Annotated in this window: 21 protein-coding genes; 12 read left to right on the plus strand and 9 right to left on the minus strand. The window is 61.9% G+C overall.

Features of this window, described 5'->3' with window-relative positions; genetic code table 11:
* Positions 1-4 precede the first annotated feature (4 nt).
* The 4 genes from IRI77_RS17800 to IRI77_RS17815 form a co-directional block, all read right to left on the minus strand.
* Entirely contained in the window at positions 5-2,185 is a 2,181-nt protein-coding gene (locus IRI77_RS17800; RefSeq protein WP_194453377.1) for a molybdopterin oxidoreductase family protein, read from the minus strand.
* Complete coding sequence (locus tag IRI77_RS17805; RefSeq protein ID WP_194453378.1) at positions 2,182-3,645, minus strand: DmsC/YnfH family molybdoenzyme membrane anchor subunit; 1,464 nt, start codon at positions 3,643-3,645, stop codon at positions 2,182-2,184. The genes IRI77_RS17800 and IRI77_RS17805 overlap by 4 nt, the downstream gene beginning before the upstream one ends.
* Entirely contained in the window at positions 3,642-4,379 is a 738-nt protein-coding gene (gene cobA, locus IRI77_RS17810; RefSeq protein ID WP_194453698.1) for a uroporphyrinogen-III C-methyltransferase, read from the minus strand. The genes IRI77_RS17805 and cobA overlap by 4 nt, the downstream gene beginning before the upstream one ends.
* A gap of 209 nt (positions 4,380-4,588) precedes the next feature.
* Positions 4,589-5,371, minus strand: a complete 783-nt coding sequence (locus IRI77_RS17815) for a uroporphyrinogen-III synthase (protein WP_228486796.1) — start codon at positions 5,369-5,371, stop codon at positions 4,589-4,591.
* Positions 5,372-5,410: 39 nt separating this feature from the next.
* On the opposite strand from IRI77_RS17815, the gene IRI77_RS17820 reads away from it, so the two are divergent.
* The 5 genes from IRI77_RS17820 to IRI77_RS17840 are packed head-to-tail and all read left to right on the plus strand — an operon-like array spanning position 5,411 to position 10,177.
* Positions 5,411-5,992: a precorrin-2 dehydrogenase/sirohydrochlorin ferrochelatase family protein gene (locus IRI77_RS17820; RefSeq protein WP_194453379.1), complete on the plus strand. Its 582-nt coding sequence runs from the start codon at positions 5,411-5,413 to the stop codon at positions 5,990-5,992.
* Positions 5,993-5,998: 6 nt separating this feature from the next.
* On the plus strand, positions 5,999-7,573 hold the full coding sequence (locus IRI77_RS17825; RefSeq protein WP_194453380.1) for an Hsp70 family protein: 1,575 nt from the start codon (positions 5,999-6,001) through the stop codon (positions 7,571-7,573).
* On the plus strand, positions 7,570-8,706 hold the full coding sequence (gene cax / locus IRI77_RS17830) for a calcium/proton exchanger (protein ID WP_194453381.1): 1,137 nt from the start codon (positions 7,570-7,572) through the stop codon (positions 8,704-8,706). The genes IRI77_RS17825 and cax overlap by 4 nt, the downstream gene beginning before the upstream one ends.
* Positions 8,663-9,409 carry a cyclase family protein gene (locus IRI77_RS17835; protein WP_194453382.1) on the plus strand — a complete coding sequence of 249 codons (747 nt, stop codon included), beginning with the start codon at positions 8,663-8,665 and terminating at the stop codon, positions 9,407-9,409. The genes cax and IRI77_RS17835 overlap by 44 nt, the downstream gene beginning before the upstream one ends.
* A gap of 3 nt (positions 9,410-9,412) precedes the next feature.
* The gene (locus IRI77_RS17840; RefSeq protein ID WP_194453383.1) at positions 9,413-10,177 is read left to right on the plus strand and encodes an SDR family NAD(P)-dependent oxidoreductase; all 765 of its coding nucleotides are present in this window, start codon (positions 9,413-9,415) and stop codon (positions 10,175-10,177) included.
* A gap of 722 nt (positions 10,178-10,899) precedes the next feature.
* Here IRI77_RS17840 and IRI77_RS17845 read toward each other — a convergent pair.
* The 5 genes from IRI77_RS17845 to IRI77_RS17865 form a co-directional block, all read right to left on the minus strand.
* The gene (locus tag IRI77_RS17845; RefSeq protein ID WP_194453384.1) at positions 10,900-11,109 is read right to left on the minus strand and encodes a hypothetical protein; all 210 of its coding nucleotides are present in this window, start codon (positions 11,107-11,109) and stop codon (positions 10,900-10,902) included.
* Between the two features lie 18 nt (positions 11,110-11,127).
* Positions 11,128-11,715: a hypothetical protein gene (locus tag IRI77_RS17850; protein ID WP_194453385.1), complete on the minus strand. Its 588-nt coding sequence runs from the start codon at positions 11,713-11,715 to the stop codon at positions 11,128-11,130.
* 1,531 nt (positions 11,716-13,246) lie between these two features.
* A complete protein-coding gene (locus IRI77_RS17855) occupies positions 13,247-13,972 on the minus strand; it encodes a hypothetical protein (RefSeq protein ID WP_194453386.1) in 726 nt (241 codons plus the stop codon).
* A gap of 17 nt (positions 13,973-13,989) precedes the next feature.
* Positions 13,990-16,218 (minus strand): RHS repeat-associated core domain-containing protein, encoded by a 2,229-nt coding sequence (locus IRI77_RS17860; RefSeq protein WP_194453387.1) that lies wholly within the window; start codon positions 16,216-16,218, stop codon positions 13,990-13,992.
* Positions 16,219-16,620 (minus strand): hypothetical protein, encoded by a 402-nt coding sequence (locus IRI77_RS17865; RefSeq protein WP_194453388.1) that lies wholly within the window; start codon positions 16,618-16,620, stop codon positions 16,219-16,221.
* A gap of 912 nt (positions 16,621-17,532) precedes the next feature.
* Here IRI77_RS17865 and IRI77_RS17870 point away from each other — a divergent pair.
* The 7 genes from IRI77_RS17870 to IRI77_RS17900 all read left to right on the plus strand — a co-directional run bounded on the left by IRI77_RS17870 (position 17,533) and on the right by IRI77_RS17900 (position 22,736).
* Entirely contained in the window at positions 17,533-18,141 is a 609-nt protein-coding gene (locus IRI77_RS17870; RefSeq protein WP_194453389.1) for a sulfatase/phosphatase domain-containing protein, read from the plus strand.
* A gap of 93 nt (positions 18,142-18,234) precedes the next feature.
* Positions 18,235-18,600 carry an ArsR/SmtB family transcription factor gene (locus IRI77_RS17875; protein WP_194453390.1) on the plus strand — a complete coding sequence of 122 codons (366 nt, stop codon included), beginning with the start codon at positions 18,235-18,237 and terminating at the stop codon, positions 18,598-18,600.
* Positions 18,601-18,610: 10 nt separating this feature from the next.
* Positions 18,611-19,087: an SRPBCC family protein gene (locus tag IRI77_RS17880; protein ID WP_194453391.1), complete on the plus strand. Its 477-nt coding sequence runs from the start codon at positions 18,611-18,613 to the stop codon at positions 19,085-19,087.
* 83 nt (positions 19,088-19,170) lie between these two features.
* On the plus strand, positions 19,171-19,992 hold the full coding sequence (locus IRI77_RS17885) for an alpha/beta fold hydrolase (protein ID WP_194453392.1): 822 nt from the start codon (positions 19,171-19,173) through the stop codon (positions 19,990-19,992).
* 466 nt (positions 19,993-20,458) lie between these two features.
* Positions 20,459-21,490, plus strand: a complete 1,032-nt coding sequence (locus IRI77_RS38085) for an RNA polymerase sigma factor (RefSeq protein ID WP_228486797.1) — start codon at positions 20,459-20,461, stop codon at positions 21,488-21,490.
* On the plus strand, positions 21,487-21,927 hold the full coding sequence (locus IRI77_RS17895; protein ID WP_194453393.1) for a hypothetical protein: 441 nt from the start codon (positions 21,487-21,489) through the stop codon (positions 21,925-21,927). Before IRI77_RS38085 ends, IRI77_RS17895 begins: the two co-directional genes overlap by 4 nt.
* Positions 21,924-22,736, plus strand: coding sequence for a hypothetical protein (locus IRI77_RS17900; RefSeq protein ID WP_194453394.1), 813 nt, complete (start codon positions 21,924-21,926; stop codon positions 22,734-22,736). Before IRI77_RS17895 ends, IRI77_RS17900 begins: the two co-directional genes overlap by 4 nt.
* Positions 22,737-22,752: the final 16 nt, after the last annotated feature.

Below are 22,752 nucleotides of genomic sequence, written 5' to 3' on the forward strand. Positions count from 1 at the left end.
TCGGTTAATGGCTCCTTTCGACTCGTACGGCACACTGCTTGTAATTCGGTTCGCGTGAGATGGGATCGTAGGCGCTGAGCGTCAAACGGTTGGAGTTGTACTCGAAGTAGTGGAACGGCAGAAAGACGTGGCCGGGCGCGATGATCGAGGTGACACGCAGCTCCACGCCGTCCACCTGGCCGCGCCGCGATACCAGCGTGACCTTGTCGTGCATCTCCAGGCCCAGCCGCTCGGCGTCGGTAGGATTCATCTCGAGCCAGGCCCGCGGGCTCATGCGGTGCAGCATCTCCACCTCGCCGGTCTTGGTCCGCGTATGCCAGTGCTCCACGGTGCGGCCGGTGTTCAGGACGAACGGATACTGGCGGCTCGGCTGCTCCGGCGCGGGCTGCCACTCGATGCAGAACAGCTTCGCCTTTTCGTCGGAGTGCTCGAAACGGCCATCGGCGTAGAGGCGGCGCGTGCCTGTCGACTCCGTCCCTTGCGGATGCGGCCACTGGATCGGTCCGGCTGTCTCCAGCAGCTCATAGCTGAGCCCCGAGTAATCGCACAGGCGCCCCTTCGAGACCTGGCGCCATTCCTCAAAGGCATCGCGCGGCCCGGTCCAGTTGGGGAAGAGTTTGTCCCGCACGCCCAGCTGGCCGGCGGTGCGGAGGAAGATCTCGAAGTCGGATAGCGCCTCACCGGGTGGCGGCACGGCTGCATTCACCTTGCTCACACGCCGCTCGGAGTTCGTGTACGTGCCTTCCTTTTCTCCCCAGATCGCAGCGGGCAGGACGAGGTCGGCATGCAGCGTGGTGGGGGTGGGATGGAAGCCGTCCTGCACCACCAGGAACTCCAGGTTGCCCAGGGCCTGGGTCAACACGTCGTAGTTGGGGAACGAGACCAGCGGGTTGGTGGCAATGATCCACAGAGCGCGGATCTCCTTCTTCACCATGCCCTCGACGAGGTCGGGGTAGGCGTGGCCGCGTTTCGTGGGGATCACCGAAGGATCCACATTCCACAGCTTCGCGATCTCGGCCCGGTCCTCGGCACTCTCGAACTTGCGGTAGCCGGGCAGCGACGACGTGCAACTCGCCTCGCGTGAGCCCATCGCATTGCACTGGCCCGTGATGGAGAACGGAGCCGCGCCGGCGAAACCGAGCTTGCCCGTCAGCAGCGACAGGTTGCAGATCGCGTTCACCGTCTCCGCGCCCTGGGTGGAGTGATTGACGCCCATTGTCCAGGCCACGAAAGGAGCGCGCGCCCGGCCAAACCGGCGGGCAATGTCCAATACCTGCTCTTCTGTGAGGCCCGAAATCCCCGCGACGTGCGATGGAGTGTAGGCGGCCAGGTGCGTGCGCAACTGTTCAAAGCCCGTCGTGTGCCGCTCGATGTACGCCGCGTCGATCATGCTTTCCGCGATCAGCACATGTCCGATGCCGTTGAGCAGCGCGATGTCGGAGCGGGGCTTCACCGGCAGATGGAGATCGGCCAGCATGGCCGTTTTAGTAACGCGCGGATCGACGACGACCACGGTGCCCTGCCGGTTTTCGGCCAGCCGCTGGCAGAGGATGGGGTGATTGTCGGCGATGTTCGCGCCGATCAGGATGACGAGATCGGACTCGGCCAGGTCGTCGTACGCGCCGGGCGGTCCGTCGGAGCCGAAGCTGCGCTTGTAGCCGGCCACCGCGCTCGCCATGCACAGCGTGGTGTTGCCGTCGTAGTTGCTGGTGCCGAACCCGAGTTGGATCAGCTTGCCCAGCGCATAGAACTCTTCGGTGACCAGTTGCCCGGTGGAGAGAACGCCCAGCGCCTGCTTGCCGTACTTGGCCTGGACCGAGAGGAACTTCTCCACCATCGTGTCCAGCGCCGTATCCCACGACACAGGCTGGAACTCATTCTTCTGTTTCAGCAGCGGCCGCAGGGCCCGGCTGCGCGCCTGCAGCGTGTGGTGCTCGCTCAAGCCCTTGGGGCAGAGCTTGCCGCGATTCACGGGATGATCTTCGTCGCCCCTCACAGCGACAGCCCGGTCACCGCGAACGCCCACCTTCATCCCGCACCCGACGGAGCAGTAGCCGCACGTGGTCTTCACCCACTTCTCGGGGATCTTCTCCGTCGCCACCCAGCCATGCTCGGCGTCGTTCGAGTAGGCGTATTTGTCGCTGAGGATATCCAGCCCCAGCAGGCGTTTCCAGCTCTTCTTCATGCGGCTTCGGCTCCCGAAAAGAAGGTGGCGGCCATGTTGCGAGGCACCACGCTGACGAAGAAGAGGTAGCGGCCCAGGATCTCGGAGCCCAGCGCCGCGGCCAGTGCCAGAGGCGCCGGAATCCCAGGCAGGAGGCACAGCGCCAGCAGCGCCAGCCGCCAGGCGAGGTGTTGCCGCAAAGTCCGCGTCAACAGCCGGGCGCTCTGCTTCATCTCGAATTCGGCCGAAGTGCGCATCGCGTAGATCTTCCAGCCGGTCAGCGCGGCCTGCGACACAGCGGCGGCGAGAGTGAACCAGGCCGGCCCGCCCGCCAGCAGCGAACCCAGCAACGCGCCGGTCAGCAGGAACTCAACGAGCGTGCGTGGACTGTTCCAGCCCGGACGCGCCGGAACCATGTAGATGCGTGCGCTCGACACGACGCCTGCCAGTCCGGCCAATACGGTAGCGGCCAAAAGCGGCATCACAGGCCCGACTCCGAAGAACGCAGCGGGCGCTGCCACAGCCGTCAAACCGGCGAACAGCGAGAAGAACAGCACCTCCCGGCTCAACCACGACCGCTTCCACATCTTCAAAGCCCGGATCGCGTGCGCCGGCCGTCCCAGGTGCAGCAGAGAGAAGCCCAGCGCCGCATGGCCGGCCGCGGTCGCAAACAGGAACGACAGCTTCGGAGCGGCGGCGCCCATCGCCAGCAGTACCGCAAACGCGCCCACGGACATTTGTGTCAGCACCAGCAGGAAGACCAGGGGCCAGTGCGGATGCTCCGGCCGCACCCGGTGATAGTCGGCCTTCCGCAGCGAATCGTCGATGTGCTCCGGCAGCGTGATCCGAGTCGTCGACATCGTCTCGAAGGCAGGCGGCAAACCGGGCGCATTGGCCGCCGCGGCATTGGTCGCCCGCCACGCATCAATCTGAACAAGCTCGATGGCGATTGCGCCCTGCGGGCAGGCGTTGACGCAGGCCGGTTCACGGCCCTCGCTCAACCGGCCGTGGCACATATCGCACTTGCCCACCACGCCACGCTCTTCGTTGAACTGCGGCACGCCGTAGGGGCAGTTCCAGGTGCAGTACTGGCAGCCGATACAGGTGTCCGCGCTGTGCAGCACGATGCCCGTATCCGGCATCTTCGTATAGGCGTCCACCGGGCAGCCGATGAGGCACGCCGGCTCCAGGCAGTGGTTGCACCCCATGGAGAGGTGGAACCGCTCAGCGAACGGATAAGTGCCGCCTTCCAGTTCGCCTACGCGCCGCCACCGGATCTCGGCCGGGTTGTTGTTCTGCTCGTTGCACGCCACTTCGCAGCACTTGCAGCCGATGCACTTCGTCATGTCGAAGTGAAAGCGGTACTGCTCGCCTTCCACCGGCGCACGCACGGGGATCCTGAGTTCCAGCGGCTCCGCCTCCGCCGGTGTGTACCGGCAGAACGAGGGATCGGCCGTGCGCTGCAACAGGGGCAGGCTCATGCCATGCTCCGGGCGCACAGGGCGAGCATCGCTCCGCGCAACTTCACCACCGCGCCGAGGACGAGCACGGCCGGAGACTCCACTTCCACCTTGCCCGCCGCAATGGCGCCCAGTGTGGTCTCGACAACCCGCTCACGGGCGGTGGTCGCCCGCTCGATGAACGCCGCCGGTTCCTTGGCCGGCCGGCCGCATGCCAACAGGTGCCGCGCAATGCGCTCGCGCCATTTGACGCCCATCAGGATCACCAACGTGTCGACCCTGGCCACCTTAGACCAGTCGGCCTCTGTCCCGCCCTTGCACCGCGCCGTCATCACCGTGACCGAAGCGGCCACACCGCGATGCGTCACCGGGATTCCGGCCAGCGCCGGAGCGGCCATCGAACTGCTGATGCCCGGCACCACTTCCACGTCAATGCCGTGCTGACGAAGAAACAGGACCTCTTCCCCACCCCGTCCGAACACAAACGGATCGCCACCCTTCAACCGCACCACTCGCTTGCCTTCCCAGGCGTACTGCAGCAGCAAACGGTGAATTTCCTGCTGGATCGCCTCGGCGTGCCCTTCTTCCTTGCCGGTATCGATGAAGATTGCCTCAGGATCGGCCAGCGTCAGGATTTCGGCACTGACCAGACGGTCGTAGAGCACCACTTCCGCCTCGCGCAGGCGGCGGGCAGCCTTCAGCGTCAGCAGTTCCGGGTCGCCCGGTCCGGCGCCAACCAGGCACACTTTTCCCATGCTTTCAGGCATTTACGTGGTTTCTCCCAGTTTCCAGAAGTCAGAAGGGTGAAGAGTGAGGAACGGTGGATCCGATCAGACAGGAGACCGGAGACAGGACGGGTAGGGCTCCAACGAGGAGGTTATGGCCTAACTGTACTCGGGGTTCGAGTTTTCAGTCCAATCGAAATTGCTGATCTGGGGCAATCAGCGGGCTTATACGGTTCCAATTAAGCTTTTTTCATGAATGCGGTAAATTCATGAATCAAAAAGCCCAGCTTGGAAGTGGAAGGTTCCACGGCCGGTTCCAGCCCGGCGGCGCGCAGCGCTTCGGTCATGGTCGGGCCGATGGAGGCGATCTTCAGCTTCGCCAGTCCGGCCAGCACATCCACGCCGAGCTCCGCCGCTATCTGCTGCAAATGATCGAGTTGCACCGACGACGTGAACAGCACCGCCTCCGCATCACCGGCCGCAATGCGCCGCGCGGCTTCCTGCAGGGGTTTAATGTCCTCCGGCAGCGCCCATTGGTAAACCGGCACCTGCGTCACCTGGCAGCCGAGCTCGGCCAGGCCGCCCAGCAGCCGCTGGTCCGGCCGGCCATACTCCTGCACCGCCACGCGCCGCTCCAGTCGACTCGCCAGAATCGCCAGGACTTCGCGATAGGTGGCCGGATCCGGAGCAATCGCGGTAGGCTGTACGCCCAGTTCGCGCAGGGCGGCCGACGGCTTTGGTCCGCGTGCGATCGTGGTCGTCCGCTTCAGCGCGCCGAGGAGCTCCGTCTCGTCGAATCGCGACTTCAACAGCGTGAACAACTGGCGGACCCCCACCCCGGTGAGGCAGATCACGGCCTCGAACTCGTTTCGAATCAGCGATTCCCCGAAAACGACAGCCGTCGGGTTGGCCTCCAGCCCCACTTCGCGCACAGAGGGAGCCACAAACGGCTCGAACCCCTGGCGCCGCAGCAGCTCTTCCATCTCACGCGCCCGTCGGGATTCCAGCGCTATCACTCGCATTCCCTCATGGTAACCGGGCGGTTGAGGGACAATCGAAGGATGGCCGAGGGCTATCCGATCATTCTGGACGTCGAAGGCAAGAAGTGCCTCGTGCTCGGCTCGGGCCGCGAAGCGGATGAGAAATCCGCGGCCCTGGCTCGCGCCGGAGCCGTGCTGCACCGCCGGGCAGAGTACGATTCCGCGGATCTGGACAGTTGTTTTGCGGTGATCTCCGCCGGACCGGACCGTTCCAGAAACCCCGAGATCTTCGCCGAGGCCGAGCGCCGCGGCATCCTGGTCTGCTGCGTCGACGATCCGCCACATTGCCGGTTCACCTTTGCCAGTGTCGTCCGCCAGGGCGAACTCGTCATCGCGATCTCCACCGGCGGCGCCTGCCCCGCCCTGGCCGTCCGCATCCGCGAGAAGCTGGAGCGCGAACTCGGTCCGGAGTACGCCGAATTCCTCAAGCTGGCGCGGCGCCTGCGCGGCCGCCTGGCCGAAACGGTGCCCGACTTTCAGGAGCGCAGGAAGCTCTGGTATGCGCTGGTCGATTCCGAAATTCTGGACCACTACCGGAGCGGCGACGAAGAGGCGGTGAACCGCGATCTCGCGTCAATCTTGCCGCCGGACGCGCTAATCTAATTCCACATGCGGCTCGGCATCGATTTCGGCACGACGCGAATCGTGGTAGCGGCAGTAGACCGGGGCAACTACCCCGTAGCCGCCTTCGAATGCCCGGACGGCGCCTCGCGCGAGTGGATTCCGCCCCTCATCGCGGTGAGCGGCGAGACCCGGCTTTACGGCTGGGACGCCTGGGCGGCTCAAGGCACGAACGGGGTCCTGCTCATCCGCAGCATCAAACGCGTCCTGGCCGACGCCGGTCCCGAGACCCGCATCGACCTCGGCACGCACCATTTGCCCATGCGCCAGTTGCTGGCGGAGCTGCTCGGCTATGTGCGCGAACAGCTGCTCCACCATTCGTCCCTCCCCATCCTCGACGGCGAGCCGCTCGAAGTCATGCTCGGCGTACCCGCCAACGCCAACTCCAACCAGCGTTTCCTCACCGCCGAAGGCTTCCGCCAGGCCGGCTTCACCGTCGCCGGGCTGCTCAACGAACCCTCGGCCGCCAGCATCGAATACGCACACCGGCTGGCGGCGGATGACTCCAAAGCGCCCGAGCGCGTCCTCGTCTACGATCTCGGCGGGGGCACCTTCGATGTCTCGCTCGTCCTGAAAGAGGACCGCAGCCACACCGTGGCCGCCACCGAAGGCATCCCGACGCTGGGTGGCGACGACTTCGACGAGATCCTGGCCGAACTGGCGCTGGAAAAGGCCGGCTACGCGCTGTCGGAACTGAGCGGCCACGAAGAGTTCCTGCTGCTGGAAGAGTGCCGCGAGAAGAAAGAATCGCTGCACCCCAACACACGCCGCCTCATCGTCGACCTCGACAGCGTGCGCGAGGGTTGGCCCCAAGTGGCCGTCCCCGTGAACGAGTTTTTCGACCGCTGCCAGCCGCTGGTCCAGGAGACGCTGCACGCCACACAGGACCTGCTGCAGCGCGTACCCGAAGGCGAGTCGGTTTCTCTATACATCACCGGCGGAGCCAGCGAGCTGCCCTTGATCGGCCGGCAGCTCCGCGAGGAGTTCGGCCGGCGGGTCAAGCGCTCCGCCTATACGCGGTCCGCCACAGCCATTGGTCTCGCGATCCAGGCCGACGCGCAGTCGACCTATCAGTTGCGCGAGCGGTTCACGCGCTTCTTCGGAGTCTGGCGCGAAAGCGAAGCCGGACGCGTAATGCTCTTCGACCCCCTGTTCGAGCGCGGCCTGGAGCTGCCCGGCCCCAGTGAACCGCCGCTGGAGCGCGTGCGCCGCTACTCCCCCGTTCACAACGTAGGTCATTTTCGGTATCTGGAATGCTCCAGCCGTGGACCGCAAGCCGAGCCCACGGGCGACGTCACCGCCTGGGACGAGATCCGCTTCCCCTTCGATCCGTCGCTGGCGGAATTCGACGATCTGGCCAGTGTTCCGGTGACCCATCGCGACGGCGAAGCGCCACAGGTGATCGAAGAACAATACACGGCCGACGCAAGCGGCGCCGTACTTGTGCGAATCTCGAACCTGACCTCCGGCTATGAGCGAAAATACCGGCTGGGCCGGTGGGCGGCGGACGAGAGGCCGGTGCAACAGGTGAAATCCAGGAAGAGGGCGGCGCGCAAGGGATGAAGATCAGATTTTCGTTGGATTGGTTTCTGGTATTCGTGCCAGTGACCGTGGCGCTGGAGTATCTGCGTCCCACGGATCACGTCACCATTTTCGTGTGTGCGTGTCTTGCCATCCTGCCCCTGGCGGGCTGGCTGGGCCATGCAACAGAGCATCTCGCGGCGCACACGGGCGAAGGCGTGGGCGGGCTCCTGAACGCTACCTTCGGCAATGCGGCCGAGCTCATCATCGCCCTGGCCGCCCTGCAAAAGGGGCTGCACGACGTCGTCAAGGCGTCCCTGACGGGTTCGATCATCGGCAACATTCTACTTGTAGCCGGCGCCTCGACCTTCGCCGGCGGCCTCAAATACCGCGTGCAGCGCTTCCAGGCAACGGCGGCGCGCACCCAATCCACCCTGCTGACCCTCGCGGGCATCTCGCTGGTGGTCCCCGCCATGTTTCACCATCTGGCCGGAGCCAAGGGCATCGCCAAGGAAGGCGGCCTCAGCGTCGAAATCAGTGTCGTCCTGCTGCTCATCTATACCGGCCACCTGATCTTTTCGCTCGTCACCCACAAGCAGCTCTTCAAAGGTCTGCCGACCAGTGAAGAGACGGAATCCCGGCACGACCACCACCCAGGCTGGAGCGTCACCAAATCCGTGACCGTGCTGGCCGTGGCCACCGCCTTCATCGCCTGGATGAGCGAAATTCTGGTGGGCAGCGTCGAACAGGCCGCCCACACTTTCGGCATGACCAGCGTCTTCGTCGGCGTTATCGTGGTAGCCATCATCGGCAACGCGGCCGAACACTCCACCGCAATCCTGATGGCCCTGAAGAACCGCATGGACCTCAGCCTGTCCATCGCCATCGGGTCCAGCATCCAGGTGGCGCTCTTCGTCGCCCCCATCCTGGTTCTGGCCAGCCAGTTCATCGGTCCCCGTCCCATGGACCTCGTCTTCTCTCCTGCCGAGGTTCTGGCTGTGGTACTGTCCGTGGTGATCGTCGGCGAAATCGCCAGTGACGGAGAGTCCAATTGGCTGGAAGGCGCGATGCTCTTGGCGGTGTACATCATCCTCGGCATCTCGTTCTACTTCCTGCCGGAGATGGGGAGTCATGAAGCAGTTACTGGAGCAGCTCAGGCAGGCGCGAGTCATTGATCTGGCGCAAACCTGGTTTGTGGGCATGCCGCACTGGCCCACGCATCCGCCCTTCGCGATGGCGATGACGAAGGAGCACGGCGACTACGTCCTGCCCGGCGGCGTCTCGGCCGCGGCCGAGCTGATCGCCCTGGGCACACACGTCGGCACGCACATCGACGGACTCGGACACTTCTCGTGCAACGGTCTGTTCTATCAGGGTAAATCCTCGCGCGAAGTCGGCATCGACCTCGTTCCGCCCGTCGTGCGCCGCGGCGTCCTGCTGGATGTCGCCGGTGACCGCGAACTGGCCGAGGACGAGTCGATTGGCGTACCCGAGTTGGAACAGGCCGTCCGATGCCCTATTGAACCCGGCGACGTCGTCCTGATCCGCACTGGCTGGGGCCGCCATTGGACCAACGCCCGGGCCTTTGTGAACGAGCAGCGCCAGCCCGGCATCACGCTGGAAGCGGCGCACTGGCTGTCATCGCAACACGTCTTTGCCGTGGGCGCCGACAATGTGGCCGTTGAGCGCATCCCCTCTCCGCGCATGGAGGTCCACATGCACCTGCTGGTGGAAAGCGGCATCCATCTCATCGAGTGCCTGAACCTGGAACAACTGGCCCAGCAGAAAGTGACGGAATTCGCCTTCATCGCAGCTCCGCTGAAAATCGTCGGTGCGACAGGTTCCCCCTTGCGCCCCTTCGCGTTAGTGGAAGAATAAGGCATGGCTCAAGAGTTTCAAGGCAAGACGGCGCTGGTGACCGGCGCATCCCGGGGGATTGGCGCGGCCACCGCGATCGCGCTGGCGCAGGCCGGCTGCGCGCAGGTTCTGGTGCACTACGCCAGCGGAACTGAGGGCGCCAAGGTAACGGCCAAGGCCGTGGAAGCCGCCGGGGCGAAGGCCGTTCTGTTGCACGGCGAGCTGGCCAATGAAGCCGGCATCACGGCGTTCATTGAGACTCTCAAGCCGTACTCAGGCCACATCGATTTCCTCATCAACAACGCCGGCTCACTGCAGAAACGCGCCAAGTTGGAGGACATGGACCTCGCCACCTACAACCAGGTGATGGATCTCAACGCCAAAAGTGTCTGGTTCATCACCCAGGCGATCGCGCCGGGCATGATCGCCCGGGGCTCGGGCGTGATTGTGAACGTCAGCTCCATCGCGGCGCGCAATGGCGGCGGCCCTGGCGCCACCATCTACTCAGCGTCGAAGGCGGCCGTAGCCGCCATGACCAAGGGCCTGGCCAAGGAACTGGCGCCAGCGGGCATCCGTGTCAACGCCATCAGCCCGGGCACCGTGGACAACGACTTCCACGCCCGCTTCTCCACCCGCGAGATCCTCGACGGCGTAGTGAGGATGACGCCGCAAGGCCGCCTCTCGACAAACGAGGACATGGCGGAAGTGGCGCTGTTCCTGTGCTCGAATGCCGCCCGCAACATCATCGGCCAGACCATCGAGATCAACGGCGGCGCGTTCATGGTGTGACGCGGCAGCAGGACGTCCTTCGGACAGCAACTCAAACCTGTTGGTGGCGGACTCGTGCTTTCCAGATATCTCTGTCCGGCCACAACCCCAATCAGTGGAGTCTCCGCCCCACCAGCGGCTCGGTGTCGAGCGCAGCGAACACGTCGGAGGCATCCTGGCTGGCCTGCGGCGTCGGTGGCCGAAACCGTCCGGTTGCTGCTGTCGGTACTCTTCCCACGGCAATTCCAGCGTCAAGTCGCGATGCCGCTGGCGCTGCCGCCCCAACTCCGCACGGTCCGGCAGCGGACGCGACGGGAGCTTCTCCGCCGTCTGGTCCGGAGGGAATAGTGCCTCCTCCAGCCGCTCTTCATCCCAGCCTTCTCCCAGCGGCCATCCCAAACCGGCCGCCTGCATCCGTGCCAGGTACTCGTGCACGGTGCTCTGGCTGACGTTTGCACTGCGGACAATTTTCCGCTGGCCGAGCTTCTGCTCGAAATGGAGCCGAAGAGTCTCTCTGATCTTGCGCATGGACTTCCTCTGTCTGGGCAACCTGATTTCGCCCTCCCGGGCGGCTCATGGTAGCCCTCGCGGTTCGTCCAGCGCCGCTTTCGCGCCGTCCCAACATTCTACTCAACAACCGATCAGCATCCTCACGCGCCGATCACCTTTGGCCACGAGTACCAGGAAGTGATCGCTTTGACAGGAGAACACTGATCGCTTTCGCAGGAGAACGCTGATCGCTTTCAGCCGAGAATGTCGATCGGAATCAGTGGAGAACGGTAATCGGTTACGAGGAGAATCCCCAACCCTGCCTGGATCGGCGTCGGCTGCAACCGGGCGTTGTACACCGTGCTCTCTGTCACCCCGTTGCCCAGTGCCGCTTGCTGGAGCCCGCCATGGATCGCATGCACAACACTGCCGACATAGTAGGTCACAGGCTGAGTGCCGAACACGCCCTGCAGGCGGGCGATCTATCGTCCGTATAGTCTACGGTTTATTCTGGACTCCATCTTTTCAGTGGCAGTTCTCGCGGGCGCGTAGACCTCGTCCTCCAATTTGCACTTCAGCGCGGTGAACTGCAGGGGAGAGAAGAGTGCAATCAAGTCTCTCATATGGGGCCGCAGTTCCCGAGCGACATCCCACAGATCTTGGATCTCTCCAGGCTGAGTCCCGTCCTTCTTCATTATTACGTTGAGCACGATTGGCAACTCTTGCCAATCGGACCGTGCGAACTCCGGTGCAAGACATACCCCCAACTCTCCTCGACCACGAACAAACCGCAATAGGAAACCGCCAAGGCTCACCGTGACAAATGCATAGTCGAATCCCGGCGGAAATGGCACATCGTCACTGGGAATAACACGCCCCCCATACTCCTCAAACAGGAACGAAAGCGAGCCCTGAACATCTTGCAGCAAACAGTCCTCATCTTTGCGCGCGATGCGGTTATTGATTCCAGAGAAGGCAAGAGTCAATATTGGGCCAAACATGAACCGCAGCAGGACAAGGGAAGGTCGCACCATTGCGACCAAACAGGCTGCTGCTTTGCGGCTCATCATCTACAACTCATTGCCAAAGATAGATCCAGGTGATCGACATGCCAGCAACAAGGAAGAGAGACACCAATACTACGCCAGCTAGCCGAGCCATCCGACCCGCAGATGTCGCATCGAGGTTGAAAGCAAGTGCTTTCGAAGCCACAAATGCCGAGCCAACAGCCAGCAAGATAGATAAGATGCAATAGGCCAACGCTACCGAATGGGTGCGGTTTACGCGGTGAGCCTCAGATGCAACTCCAAGAATTGAACTGTACGCAAAAGAAGCCTGAAGATACCGGACTCCGCAATACGCCGCAGTCGCATTCAGAACCAAGTATCCGAGCAATCCAAGCCATGTACGCATTTTCACCCCGGAAAGGGGACGTCCTGTCCCTCTCGATTTTCCTATATATCTTTCCAGACCATACAATCCAGCATTCTACTCGAAGCGACCCCTCCCGATCACACTGGCTCCGTCCCATTCACCCTCTGGCTCTCAGTACCTCGACCTCCCTCGCTGGAGCCAACTCTCCGGCCACCTTTGCCCAAAGCTCAGCCCGTTGCGCGTGCATTTCCTTCGTAAACGCCTGATCCCCAAACGGCTGACCAGAGTGTGTCGCACGGCGTAGCGCTTTAAGCTCGATATCCACTTCCGGCTCATTCAACAGGCGCGCCCAAGCCGGAGCGGCACCCGCCGCGCGCCAGAACGACAGGTCCGCAATCCGCGCCCGATCTTCCCCCGATAGATGAGCCTCGGCGCTGGACCATTCATAGCTCCGAGGGTCTGTCACCAGTCCGGCCCGGATCGGGTTCAATTCCACATAGCGCAACGCCGCCCATAGATGCGATGCGCCCAACGGACAGGAATTGAAACGGTTCTGCCAAAGGTGCCCACAACGACCCCGGCGAGCGTTCAAATACTGTGCGTACCGGCCGTGCACTCGCTGCATGACTTCGGGTAGCAGTCTTTGGCGGAAGTCCCGCCAGCCGCGCGGCAAGGGCTTGCGAGCCCAGGGCGCGAAGAGCCGGCCGAACTAGTGCCGGCCACTCGGAGGCCGGCTCGACACTGCCATGGGCCGCAACCCCTTGTCGCCCTTTGGGTTCGCTCCGCCGCCCCCATCCTCCCAGAAAAAGGCGACTTTCTTCGGAGCGGCTTCGAAATTGCACTTAAGCTGCCATTCTGGTGCCGGCGGCGGTGCGAACGCGGCTGCGCGACTTCCGCCACAGGCTGCTCGGACCGGCACCTCGTGCGGCACGGCAATCAGGTGTATCTGATTGGCCATCAGGCAATAAGCCAGAATCGGGAGGTTGCTGATGGCCGCCTGTTCCCTTAATCAGCTCAGGTAGGTCAGCCGGTCACGGCGGGAATGGAACGCTGACTGCCGGTCGATACCACGTTGCCTAATGTGATGCGCGACGCCTGGCGCAATGAATCGAGCAGACCGAGGCATGCCGATCAATCAGTACGCTGCAGGATGATTTTTTCTCATCCAAATACGCAAGAGACAGGCCAGGACGTCCACATCCCCCCTTTTCCCGTTCTCCGTTCTCGTTATTCGATGTACTTCGCGCAGATCGGCCTCTGCGTGCCATGTTTCCACTCGCACCAGAAAATCACCGGCTTGCGAGCCTTCGTCATCTCGTCAGGGGGGAAGAATCCAAAAGCTGGAACTAATAGAGGAAACCCATAGGCTGTCCACAGGTAGGGAGAATCTGCAATATACAACCCAACGGAGTGAACACCGAGGTGTTGCCTCACGTTCTTGAGAATATTCCGAGCTGCGTCCAGATTCAAAGGCTCTTGCGTCCAAGCCCACGCGACGATCTCTTTTCTTTCCGGTTTCCAGTCAGGGCCTACGAACAGCAGGGAGACTGCCGGAGGGACGAAAAATGGATTTTGCCCTCTCAGGACCTTTTGTTCCACCTCCTTTTTAGCGGGGCCCCAGAGCATCGCACCCGCGCCGGTCGGCGACTCCAATATATAGGCGATGCCTGCTCCTTCAGCCCGTTCTTTGAGTGCCACACGCTTGTAGGCCTCCCAAGATATATCAAACCCACCGAATTCCGCTTTGGGTTCATTTTCTGTCACAACCGTGAATCGAGTATTCGCGGTAGTGCGCCCACTAAGCGGCACCGCCCGCAGGATGCTGCGCAGGGTGAAGTCGTTGCGACAACAACTGACATGTCGGAAGATAACTTCCGGATCGAGCGTGGGAGAACTCATGCCGTGAGCGTAGCCGATTAGTATGAGACCAGCGATGAGGTATGCTCGATTCATTGGCAGCCTTTCTCCAGCTAATTGGTGATTCCGATTGAAGGCCCAGTGTCCTTAATATAACTGTCAGGTATCTGAAGAGCACTAATTATTTGATCGTGCGTGCCATGTACAACGTGCAAGAGCTCATAGAGAAGTACAAGCCCCCGTGCCACCGTGCTCAACTCGAAGTAGCCACTAAATAACACCACATGTGGAATGGATTCAAACGGATCGTCTGTGGATTTTCTGTAGTTCATCGTTATTGCAATATCTCCAGCTTGATAGGATCTTATTGCCCAATCATGTACCGTCATGCTACCAGCGGATGCTAGTCCTGTAGCTTCTGCGAGCGTAAGGCACCCTTCAGGGCCTTCTGCTTCATAAAACCATGTTGCCTTAGTGGAATTCTCGAGAGCATTATATAACGTTTGTTGCGGACCCGGACCGGAAGCCGGGATAAGTGTCGAGTTGAACAGGTCTTTGCAGTGTTGGTTGATGGTAACCAACGTAGTGCTCACAGTGCATTGGGCGAGAATAGTCGTCGTTATACGCTCAAGATATGCATACCACTTAATAGTAGGCCACCCTGGCGGAGGCTCAGCCAATGGTGCAGCCAAGAGGCCGGTGGGATCCACACCATTCGCCGGATCACTCTCGACGTAGTTATACCGGTTCATACCCTGCGGTCTCGAATAGTCCGCGCTGTCCGAGAATGGATCTGCCGTCGTAAACCGCCCAAACTGCGGTGAGTAATACCGATTCTGGGCATAATCCAAACCACTGAACCCATCACGAGTGTAAGTTGCGAACTTCTCCCGGTTTTCTGTTGTGCTTCCCGGATTCTGATCCCCATAGGGATAGTACCTCAGCGCCTCACTCCCATCCTTGACGACACTGCCGAGCCGGTCCGTCACCACTGAGTTCGCTCCGCTGCTGATCAGCCGCCCCGCGAACCACACCCGAATCGACGCCGACGAAAAGTACTTGTGCCCGTTCGCCTTCGTCCCTCGCTGGTACACACCGAGCAGTTCGCCGGCCAAGCCATAGAAGAAGGTCTCTACCGTTCCATTCGACCGCGTGACCTGGATCCGTTGATTCGCCGCCGAGTACGCATACCTCTCGACATTGTTCGCATCCAGCGACATCGACACCATGCGGTTGTCCACGTCGTAAGCCGCCGTGCCCGCACCCGTCCCGAAAGACTCAATGCTGCCGTTCGGATCGTAGGTAGCCCCGCCGCCATTGAGCCGGTTGGTCGCCGGGTCCACGCTGTACACAGCCGCGCGTCCACCCTTCGTCACTTCCTGCCGCAAGCGATTGCCGAAACCGTCATAGGCCCAAGTCAGCCCCCACTCTGGCCCGGTGGTTGCTGCCGCAATCAGCCTTCCGAGTTGATCGTAGGTGTATGAAACCTCGTCGCCGCTGATATTGTCTTTTCTCGACGTAATTCGGCCATCGTTGCCCGTTGCCGAGTAGCGGTACTCGATGTTCGAACCCCGGCCCGACGCCTGCGTCAACTGGCCCAATGAATTGTATGTAAACGTTTCTGTCTCGGACGTCCCGTTCGCCTGATACACCACCATCTGCGTCAACTGCCCAGCCGAGTTCCGCTGCGCCGTCACGCGCCAGCCCGGCGACGCATACGTGGAATCCGTCAACTTCTGCGGACCCATCGGATCGACATACTGATACCCGAGCGTCCGGCCCACCTCGGCCACGGCCCCATTGCCGTTATAGACATCCGGGTACTTCATCGAAGTCATCCGGCCCAGGGTGTCATAGGTGTACACCGCCTCCAATGGCGCATCGTTGTTCGGGAAGGCCACGCCCTTCCTTGTAACCAGCCCGCCTACCGAGTACTCGTAAGTTTCCGTCGCCGCTCCGACAACAACGCTGCTCAATCGGCCCTGGGCATTCACACCGGTATCGTAGCCGTAGGTCGTCGTTTGGGTGGGGTCGTCCACCGTTGCCCCTGCGGGCTTGCGATAGATGGTGCTCGGCCGTCCATAGCCGTCGCGCACATAAGTGGTGACATTTCCCTTGGCATCGGTCTTGGTCCGGATCTGTCCATCGGTCCAGTATGTGTAGGTTGCGGTGCCGGTCTCCGGCTCCGCCACGCTCGTCAACAGGAACGGGGTGTTGTAGGTGAATGTCCGGGTCTGCGTCGTTGTGCCCCGCGTCATCGTGACGGTCAACGGTTGATTGAACAGGTTGTAGGTGTATGTGGTGACCAGATCCGCACCACCGGCCGGATTCGACTCGTTCACCTACACCAGGTTCCCCAAGGCGTCCATCGTGTACTTTTTCCAGATCGGCCGGTTCACGTCGCGTCCCGGCGACGTCACCTTCACTGTATTCCCTTCGTACAGGTAAGTGGTCTGCCCTGCACTATCCGGGAGTGCCACCGTCACCGTCCGACCGCGGCCGTCATACGTGTACTCGGTGTACTTCGGCGTGCCGCCCACGGCGTAGGGCCGGGATACTCGCTTCAGCTTGCCGATCGGCGAGCAGGCGCAGGGCGCGTACTGCATATCCGTAATCGACAAGGTCGCACTCGGGGAACCGGCTCGAGATTGGACTGTTCGGCCGAAGCCGTCGAAATCCGTCACCTGAGATCCGGCGTCCGTGGCCACAGCCGTGGAGTTCGTCCAATAACTGTAGGTACTCACTCCGCCATGGGCATTCGTGGTCGTGGCCGGCCTCTGAAAGGGGCCCGAAAGACGGAGGTGCGCCAGAAGTCGACAAGATGCAGGAATCAACCATCCTGAATCCCTCGTTCAAAAATGCGAGGAGGACACAGCAGGACGTCCCGACATCCATTGCAGGGCAGCCTATGGCAGAATTCCCGCTGGCCGCGCGGCTTCTGTCGCAGGTTGCCAGGCCCGAGGGATTCGCGCAAGGAGCAAAGGCCCGTCAACCCGCGCCAATTCAGCCGCCGGCCTCGGATTGCGCCGGACCAGGGCGAAAGCCCCACGCGAACAAACGGCGGCCACATGGGCTCCACGCGATATATCTGCTTTCTTTTCAAGTCATTCAGTACTTACAACCTGAAATCTCTTGCGAGCACGTGCGATCCTTTTACGCGTGGCGGAAAAATGAATGCCGGCAGACTCTCGTCAGGGGCTTAGTACCTCTGTCGAAAACTGGATCTTTGAAAAATAAACCACCCACCGCAAGACCCGGGCGCCCGGAGTCTTCGAAAGATCGCTCGGTGCCAATTCTTGGCTGAACAAACCCATTTCGAACGCCCACCGCTGCCTCGGCCACAACTGCTAAGTCGGCCATCTCGGCAGCTCAATCCTTCCTCCGTGGCGGAACAAACCCATTCGGCCACGGCTAAGCGGCCCCAACTGCCCCACCCACTTTCGACAGTTTGACCCCGGCCCCCAATATCAATGCGCTATCTGCAGCCTGATCCGTCCCTCAGGCCATAGCCGAGTCCGCAACGAGGAACCGGCATGCGCACACGTACACTACTTACCGGCCTCATCCTGGCGTTCATCACCACTCCCTGTGCCGCCGCAGCACCTAATTTCACCGGCTCCTGGTAACTCAATGCCTCCAAGAGCGACTTCGGTCAGATGCCAGCCGAACTCAACGCGCAGGGCCTCGCCGATGACACCCTGGTGATCTTCACCTCCGACAATGGCGGCGTCGATGCCGTCGCGAACGAACATCCTCAGGACTACTACACTTCGAACGATCCGCTGCGCGCCGGCAAATGTTGGCCGTATGAAGACGGCATCCGCGTACCCGCCATCGTGCGCTCGCCGGGCCATACCCCAACGCGCGCCATCTCGCACGAACCGGTGACCGGTGTCGATTGGATGCCCACCATTTGCGAGGCGGCGGGTGTTCCGCTGCCCGGCGATCGCGCCATCGACGGCGTGAGCCTGGTGCCCCTCCTCCACGGACGCGCCTCTCGACCGCGCGGCCCGCTCTACTGGCACTTCCCCCACTACCAGCACACCACTCCGTACAGCGCCATTCGTGACGGCGCCTGGAAACTCATCCGCTTCTATGAGAGCTCGAAACAGGAGCTATACCATCTGGCCCGTGATGCCGGCGAAGCACACGATGTCGCCTCGCAATACCCCGCACAGGTACAGTCCTTAGCCGCCAGGCTCGATCGAAGGCTTCAGGAAACAGGCGCCAGGCTCCCCATCCCAAACCCCTCCTACGCCGGTTGAGTTCGACATTTGCCGTCTTGATCGGAGCCCGGCGCAGCGCATCTAGTTCAGTCTCCCATTGCATTCCGTCACCCTTACTGTATACTGAACCGAATGGCTCAGTATAGCCAAACCCAGTTCGATGCCTCGTTCGGTGCGCTCTCGGACGCCACCCGACGCGGCGTTCTGGAACAACTCGGGCGTGCGGACGCTTCGATCACAGCCCTGGCCGAGAGGTTCCACATGACCCTTACGGGCATGAAGAAACATGTAGGCGTCTTGGAGCGAGCCGGGTTCGTCAGCACAGAGAAGGTTGGGCGCGTGCGGACCTGCAAGCTCGGGCTGCGCGGACTGGAAGAAGAAGCGGCATGGATCGAGAGGTATCGCCAACTCTGGGCCGAGCGCTTCGACGAGTTGGACCTGGTTGTCGAGGAGTTGAAACAGAAGGAGAAAGCAAATGGACGAAAGAAGAGAAAATGAGGCCACTCCCATGAACAACCGCACGGCGGTGGAGCGGAAGTCCGAGCTCGAACTCGTCGTCACACGCACTGTCAACGCCCCTGCGCGCCTCGTGTTCGAGGCGTGGACCAAGGCGGAACTATTCAAGAGGTGGTGGGTCCCAAAATCGTTTGGGCTGACCCTGCTTTCCTGCGAGATGGATGTTCGCGTTGGGGGGCAGTATCGTCTGGTCTTTCCCCACGAAGGTTCGACGATGGAGTTCTTCGGCACATACCTCGAAGTGACACCGCACTCGCGCCTCGTTTGGACGAACGATGAAGGGGACAGCGGCCAGACCATCACCACGGTGACCTTCGAAGAGAACGACGGCAAGACGCTGGTGGTGGTGCACGATCTCTATCCTTCGAGCGAAGCGGTTGACACCGGTTCGACGAACGCGCTGCCCGAGGCGCTCGACCAACTCGACGAACTTCTCGCCAGCCTGGGATCCGGTGCGGAGGCAAAATGATCGAGCCAGTCCATCCCACAATCGCTTCCGGCCGAAGGCAGAGCGGGCGGCGTTCAGCAGTACGGAAGACAGCTCTCCTGTTAATGACGCTCGCTACGACGAACCTGCAGGCGCAGCGGAAGCCAACGACGGGCTACGCGCCAGTGAATGGACTCAAGATGTACTACGAAGTCCACGGCAGCGGCGAACCGGTGGTGTTGCTTCACGGCGCATTCATGACCATCACCAACAACTGGGACGGGTGGATCAGCGAGCTCTCCAAGACGCGGAAAGTGATTGCCGTCGAAATGCAGGGTCACGGCCGGACGGCGGATATCGCACGAGATATCACCGACGAAAACCTCGCCGACGATGTGGCCGCCCTGCTCTCGCATCTCAAGATCCCTCGAGCGGACCTGATCGGCTACAGCATGGGTGGAGGCGTGGCGATGCAGTGTGCGATCCGCCATCCGGACAAAGTGCGAAAGGCGGTCATCCTTTCGTCCACGTTCCGCAGTGACGGCATGGTCGCCGGAGCGTACGAATCCATCCCGAAACTCACAGCGGACGATTTCAAAGGCTCACCCATTGAAACCGAGTACAAGAAGCTGAGTCCGACTCCTGACGACTTTCCGAAGTTCATCCAGCACGTCCTGGCCGCGGCCTCGAAAGGGTACGACTTCGGAGCCGACAAGCTGAAGGCCACCACGGCGCCCATGTTTTTCGTCCACGGGGACGCTGATGGCGTCCGGCTCGCGCACGTCGCGGAGATGTTTCGCCTGAAGGGTGGCGAAGTCCACGGCGACATGGGACCGCGTTCCGCATCGCGATTGGCCATCCTGCCCGACACCACCCATGTGACACTGATGCAGCGCATGCCCATCATCGTCCCCATGGTGAACGACTTTCTCGACGCCAAGCCGTAGCCGTGCTGCGGCTCGCGACGTTTACCGAATGCGCAATTCGTCCCGCACTCAACACGCCCGTCCGGCCGATCGAAACTCCGCCAACGAAATTCCTCCAGCTGCTTCGAGCCGCTTGCAGGAAAGCAGCAAAGAACGATCAGTCGCCTGGTGGAGGGAAACCAGTACTTTCTCGGGGTGGCGTGAGACCGCCACACAAGTAGCGGCATTGAAGACGGCTGGTGCGATCGGCCGGAACGCCCCCGGCTCCTCGATCAACTCCGCAAACGAGACAGGCTTGTGGTTCCGTCCAGCCCGCCTCGCTCCAGTTCTACCCCAAATCGCACCCCCGCACAAACCCGGTCACACCCTTTCGAAATAAATCGAAAACCACCTAACCCTCTGGGCTGCCGTCGCTTACCTCCCCCGCCCACCTCCCTCTACGTCCAATTCTTGGAACTGCGCATTACAATCCCGGCCAAGGTGACTTATGGAAGAACTGGCAGGCTCGAAACAGGCTCGAAGGAACGGCGCGCACGCTCGTGGCCCCGTCACGCCCGAAGTCGAGGCTCGCTCCGTCCTCCTCCAGAACGAAGACCACGCTGCCGTCCTGGACCATACCCACCGCTTCTTCCAGGACCGCCTCCCGTTCAACTCCCCCGAAACCTCCCTCGACGGGGAGATCGGCCGGGCCTCTATGCTCCGCACTGATGCCCTCAACGTCTCGCTCCAGGATTACGCTCCCGAACTCATCACCGCCATCGCTTGCCGGAGGAGCGTAAAAAAACTCGAACGATCCAAATATCATATTTATTTACAACAACTTAACCTTTGGAACGAACCCAAATACCCCAACCTCGAACCCACCCCGAGCCCTTCGATGAGACGCCGGCCGCATGAGCCCCTCTCTTTTCCAGCCACCACCGCGCAGCCAGACCCTCGATTTTTCTTCTCAACGTTTCGGCGGCTGCCCGCGTATAACAGGCGAGTGGATTTGGAAGGACTTCAGCTTTCGATGGCCTGGCAACGCGCGGACCGGACTGCTGCCTTCGAGCAGATCATGCTCCGGCACGAGCGCATGGTGCTGCGCGTGGCGCTGCGCATGCTCGGCCGTCTGGAAGATGCCCAGGACCTCTCCCAGGAGGTGTTCCTGCGGCTCTACAAACACTTCCACCAGATAGACGAGGAACGGGGTCTGACGAGTTGGCTCTACCGGACTACCATGAACGCCTGTTTCGACCAGTTGCGCGGCCGCAAGCCGATGGAGCCCATCAACTGGGAACCGCCGGTGCCGGCCGCCCAGCAAACCGATATGGAACAGGCCGAACGGCGTCGCCTGATGGCCGAGGGGCTCAGCATCCTCGCCGAGCGGGAACGGGCGGCCATCATCCTGCGCGACATCGAGGGCTTGGATACAGCGGAAGTGGCCGCGATTCTGGGCACCTCGGAAGTGACGGTACGCAGCCAGGTCTCGACAGCCAAAAGCAAGCTGAAGGCCTTTGTGGAAAGGAGGGCGCGATGAGCTGGTCAGACGACGACCTGGACTTCGCGTTGCGGGATCTGAAAGACGCAGAATTGCCGCTCGGCGCAACCGCGGCCGTACGGGCGCGGGTCCTGGCGGAAGTCTCGAAATCGGCGCGGCGCAGTCGGTGGGTGTGGGCACTGGCCCCCGTGGCAGCCGCGGCGTTGGTGCTGCTGGCGGTGGTCCCCTTCGACACAAAGCCGGTCGCCCCGCCGCCCCTGCTGGCCAAGGCTCCGGCGGCACCGAGGCTGAACTCGCGGCCGCCGGTGGACGCGCCCGCCGTGATGGCCAAGGCGTCAAAAACCCAACTCAAACCCGCCGCCGGCGCACAGCCCGTGCCTGCGGCACCCGGAGACACGCAATTTGTGAAGCTCATAACGGACGACCCGGATGTGGTGATCCTGTGGGCGATGAATTCTAAAGGAGCAGAGCGATGAAGAAGTTAATGGTGCGGTTATTGGCATTGACCCTGATCCTCGCCGGACTGGTCGCGGCGCAGGAACGCAAGTGGCAGCAAAAGGTCTTTGATATCAGGAATGCCGACGCCCAGGCCCTCGCCCGGCTGGTGCAGGGTGTCATGCGCGACCGCGACACGCGCGTCATTGATAACGGGGCGCTAAAGGCAATCAGCGTGGGCTCGTACGAAGCCAACGACCTCCAGGCCGCTGAGGAGTTGATCAAACGCTTCGACGTGCCGCGCGGCGAGAGCCCCACCGGGGCGCCCCGCAATATCGAGGTCGTCGCCTACATGGTCCTGGCCGGCAAGACAGGCACCGTCGGCGACGCGGTACCCGCCGAACTCGATGGCGTCGTCAAGCAACTGAAGGCCGTCTTCGGCTACAGCGACTACCGGCTCATGGACACCGCCGTTCTCCGCGTCCGCGAAGGTCAGACTTCGGATTCCAGCGGCAATGCCGGCATGGTCGACCCCAATCTCCCCTCAGCCCCCTGGACCTATCAGATGAAGCTCAAGGCGACCACCGCCCAGACGGGGCCCAAAGGCAATGTCCTCCGCATTGATGGCTTCCGGTTTGGACTCCGAATCCCCTATGTCTCCGCTGGGACCCAGTCCTTCCAGTCAGGCCAGGGCGCCCCCATCGTCACCCCGAATTGGAACTACACCGAGGTCGGCTTCAGCACGGACCTCGACATCCGCGAAGGACAAAAGGTGGTCGTCGGCAAATCAAAGGTCGATCGCTCCGGCAACGCCTTCATCCTGGTCCTTACCGCTAAAGCTGTCGACTGAGATATTCTGGTCGCTT

It is taken from the genome of Paludibaculum fermentans (assembly GCF_015277775.1).
GTDB classification, from domain to species: domain Bacteria; phylum Acidobacteriota; class Terriglobia; order Bryobacterales; family Bryobacteraceae; genus Paludibaculum; species Paludibaculum fermentans.

Bases quoted from the DNA above. Each gene is read 5' to 3' on its own strand.
- IRI77_RS17800 (WP_194453377.1), bottom strand. From the start codon at position 2,185: ATGAAGAAGAGCTGGAAACGCCTGCTGGGGCTGGATATCCTCAGCGAC.
- IRI77_RS17805 (WP_194453378.1), bottom strand. From the start codon at position 3,645: ATGAGCCTGCCCCTGTTGCAGCGCACGGCCGATCCCTCGTTCTGCCGG.
- cobA (WP_194453698.1), bottom strand. From the start codon at position 4,379: ATGGGAAAAGTGTGCCTGGTTGGCGCCGGACCGGGCGACCCGGAACTG.
- IRI77_RS17815 (WP_228486796.1), bottom strand. From the start codon at position 5,371: ATGCGAGTGATAGCGCTGGAATCCCGACGGGCGCGTGAGATGGAAGAG.
- IRI77_RS17820 (WP_194453379.1), top strand. From the start codon at position 5,411: ATGGCCGAGGGCTATCCGATCATTCTGGACGTCGAAGGCAAGAAGTGC.
- IRI77_RS17825 (WP_194453380.1), top strand. From the start codon at position 5,999: ATGCGGCTCGGCATCGATTTCGGCACGACGCGAATCGTGGTAGCGGCA.
- cax (WP_194453381.1), top strand. From the start codon at position 7,570: ATGAAGATCAGATTTTCGTTGGATTGGTTTCTGGTATTCGTGCCAGTG.
- IRI77_RS17835 (WP_194453382.1), top strand. From the start codon at position 8,663: ATGAAGCAGTTACTGGAGCAGCTCAGGCAGGCGCGAGTCATTGATCTG.
- IRI77_RS17840 (WP_194453383.1), top strand. From the start codon at position 9,413: ATGGCTCAAGAGTTTCAAGGCAAGACGGCGCTGGTGACCGGCGCATCC.
- IRI77_RS17850 (WP_194453385.1), bottom strand. From the start codon at position 11,715: ATGATGAGCCGCAAAGCAGCAGCCTGTTTGGTCGCAATGGTGCGACCT.
- IRI77_RS17855 (WP_194453386.1), bottom strand. From the start codon at position 13,972: ATGAATCGAGCATACCTCATCGCTGGTCTCATACTAATCGGCTACGCT.
- IRI77_RS17870 (WP_194453389.1), top strand. From the start codon at position 17,533: ATGCCAGCCGAACTCAACGCGCAGGGCCTCGCCGATGACACCCTGGTG.
- IRI77_RS17875 (WP_194453390.1), top strand. From the start codon at position 18,235: ATGGCTCAGTATAGCCAAACCCAGTTCGATGCCTCGTTCGGTGCGCTC.
- IRI77_RS17880 (WP_194453391.1), top strand. From the start codon at position 18,611: ATGAACAACCGCACGGCGGTGGAGCGGAAGTCCGAGCTCGAACTCGTC.
- IRI77_RS17885 (WP_194453392.1), top strand. From the start codon at position 19,171: ATGACGCTCGCTACGACGAACCTGCAGGCGCAGCGGAAGCCAACGACG.
- IRI77_RS38085 (WP_228486797.1), top strand. From the start codon at position 20,459: ATGGAAGAACTGGCAGGCTCGAAACAGGCTCGAAGGAACGGCGCGCAC.
- IRI77_RS17895 (WP_194453393.1), top strand. From the start codon at position 21,487: ATGAGCTGGTCAGACGACGACCTGGACTTCGCGTTGCGGGATCTGAAA.
- IRI77_RS17900 (WP_194453394.1), top strand. From the start codon at position 21,924: ATGAAGAAGTTAATGGTGCGGTTATTGGCATTGACCCTGATCCTCGCC.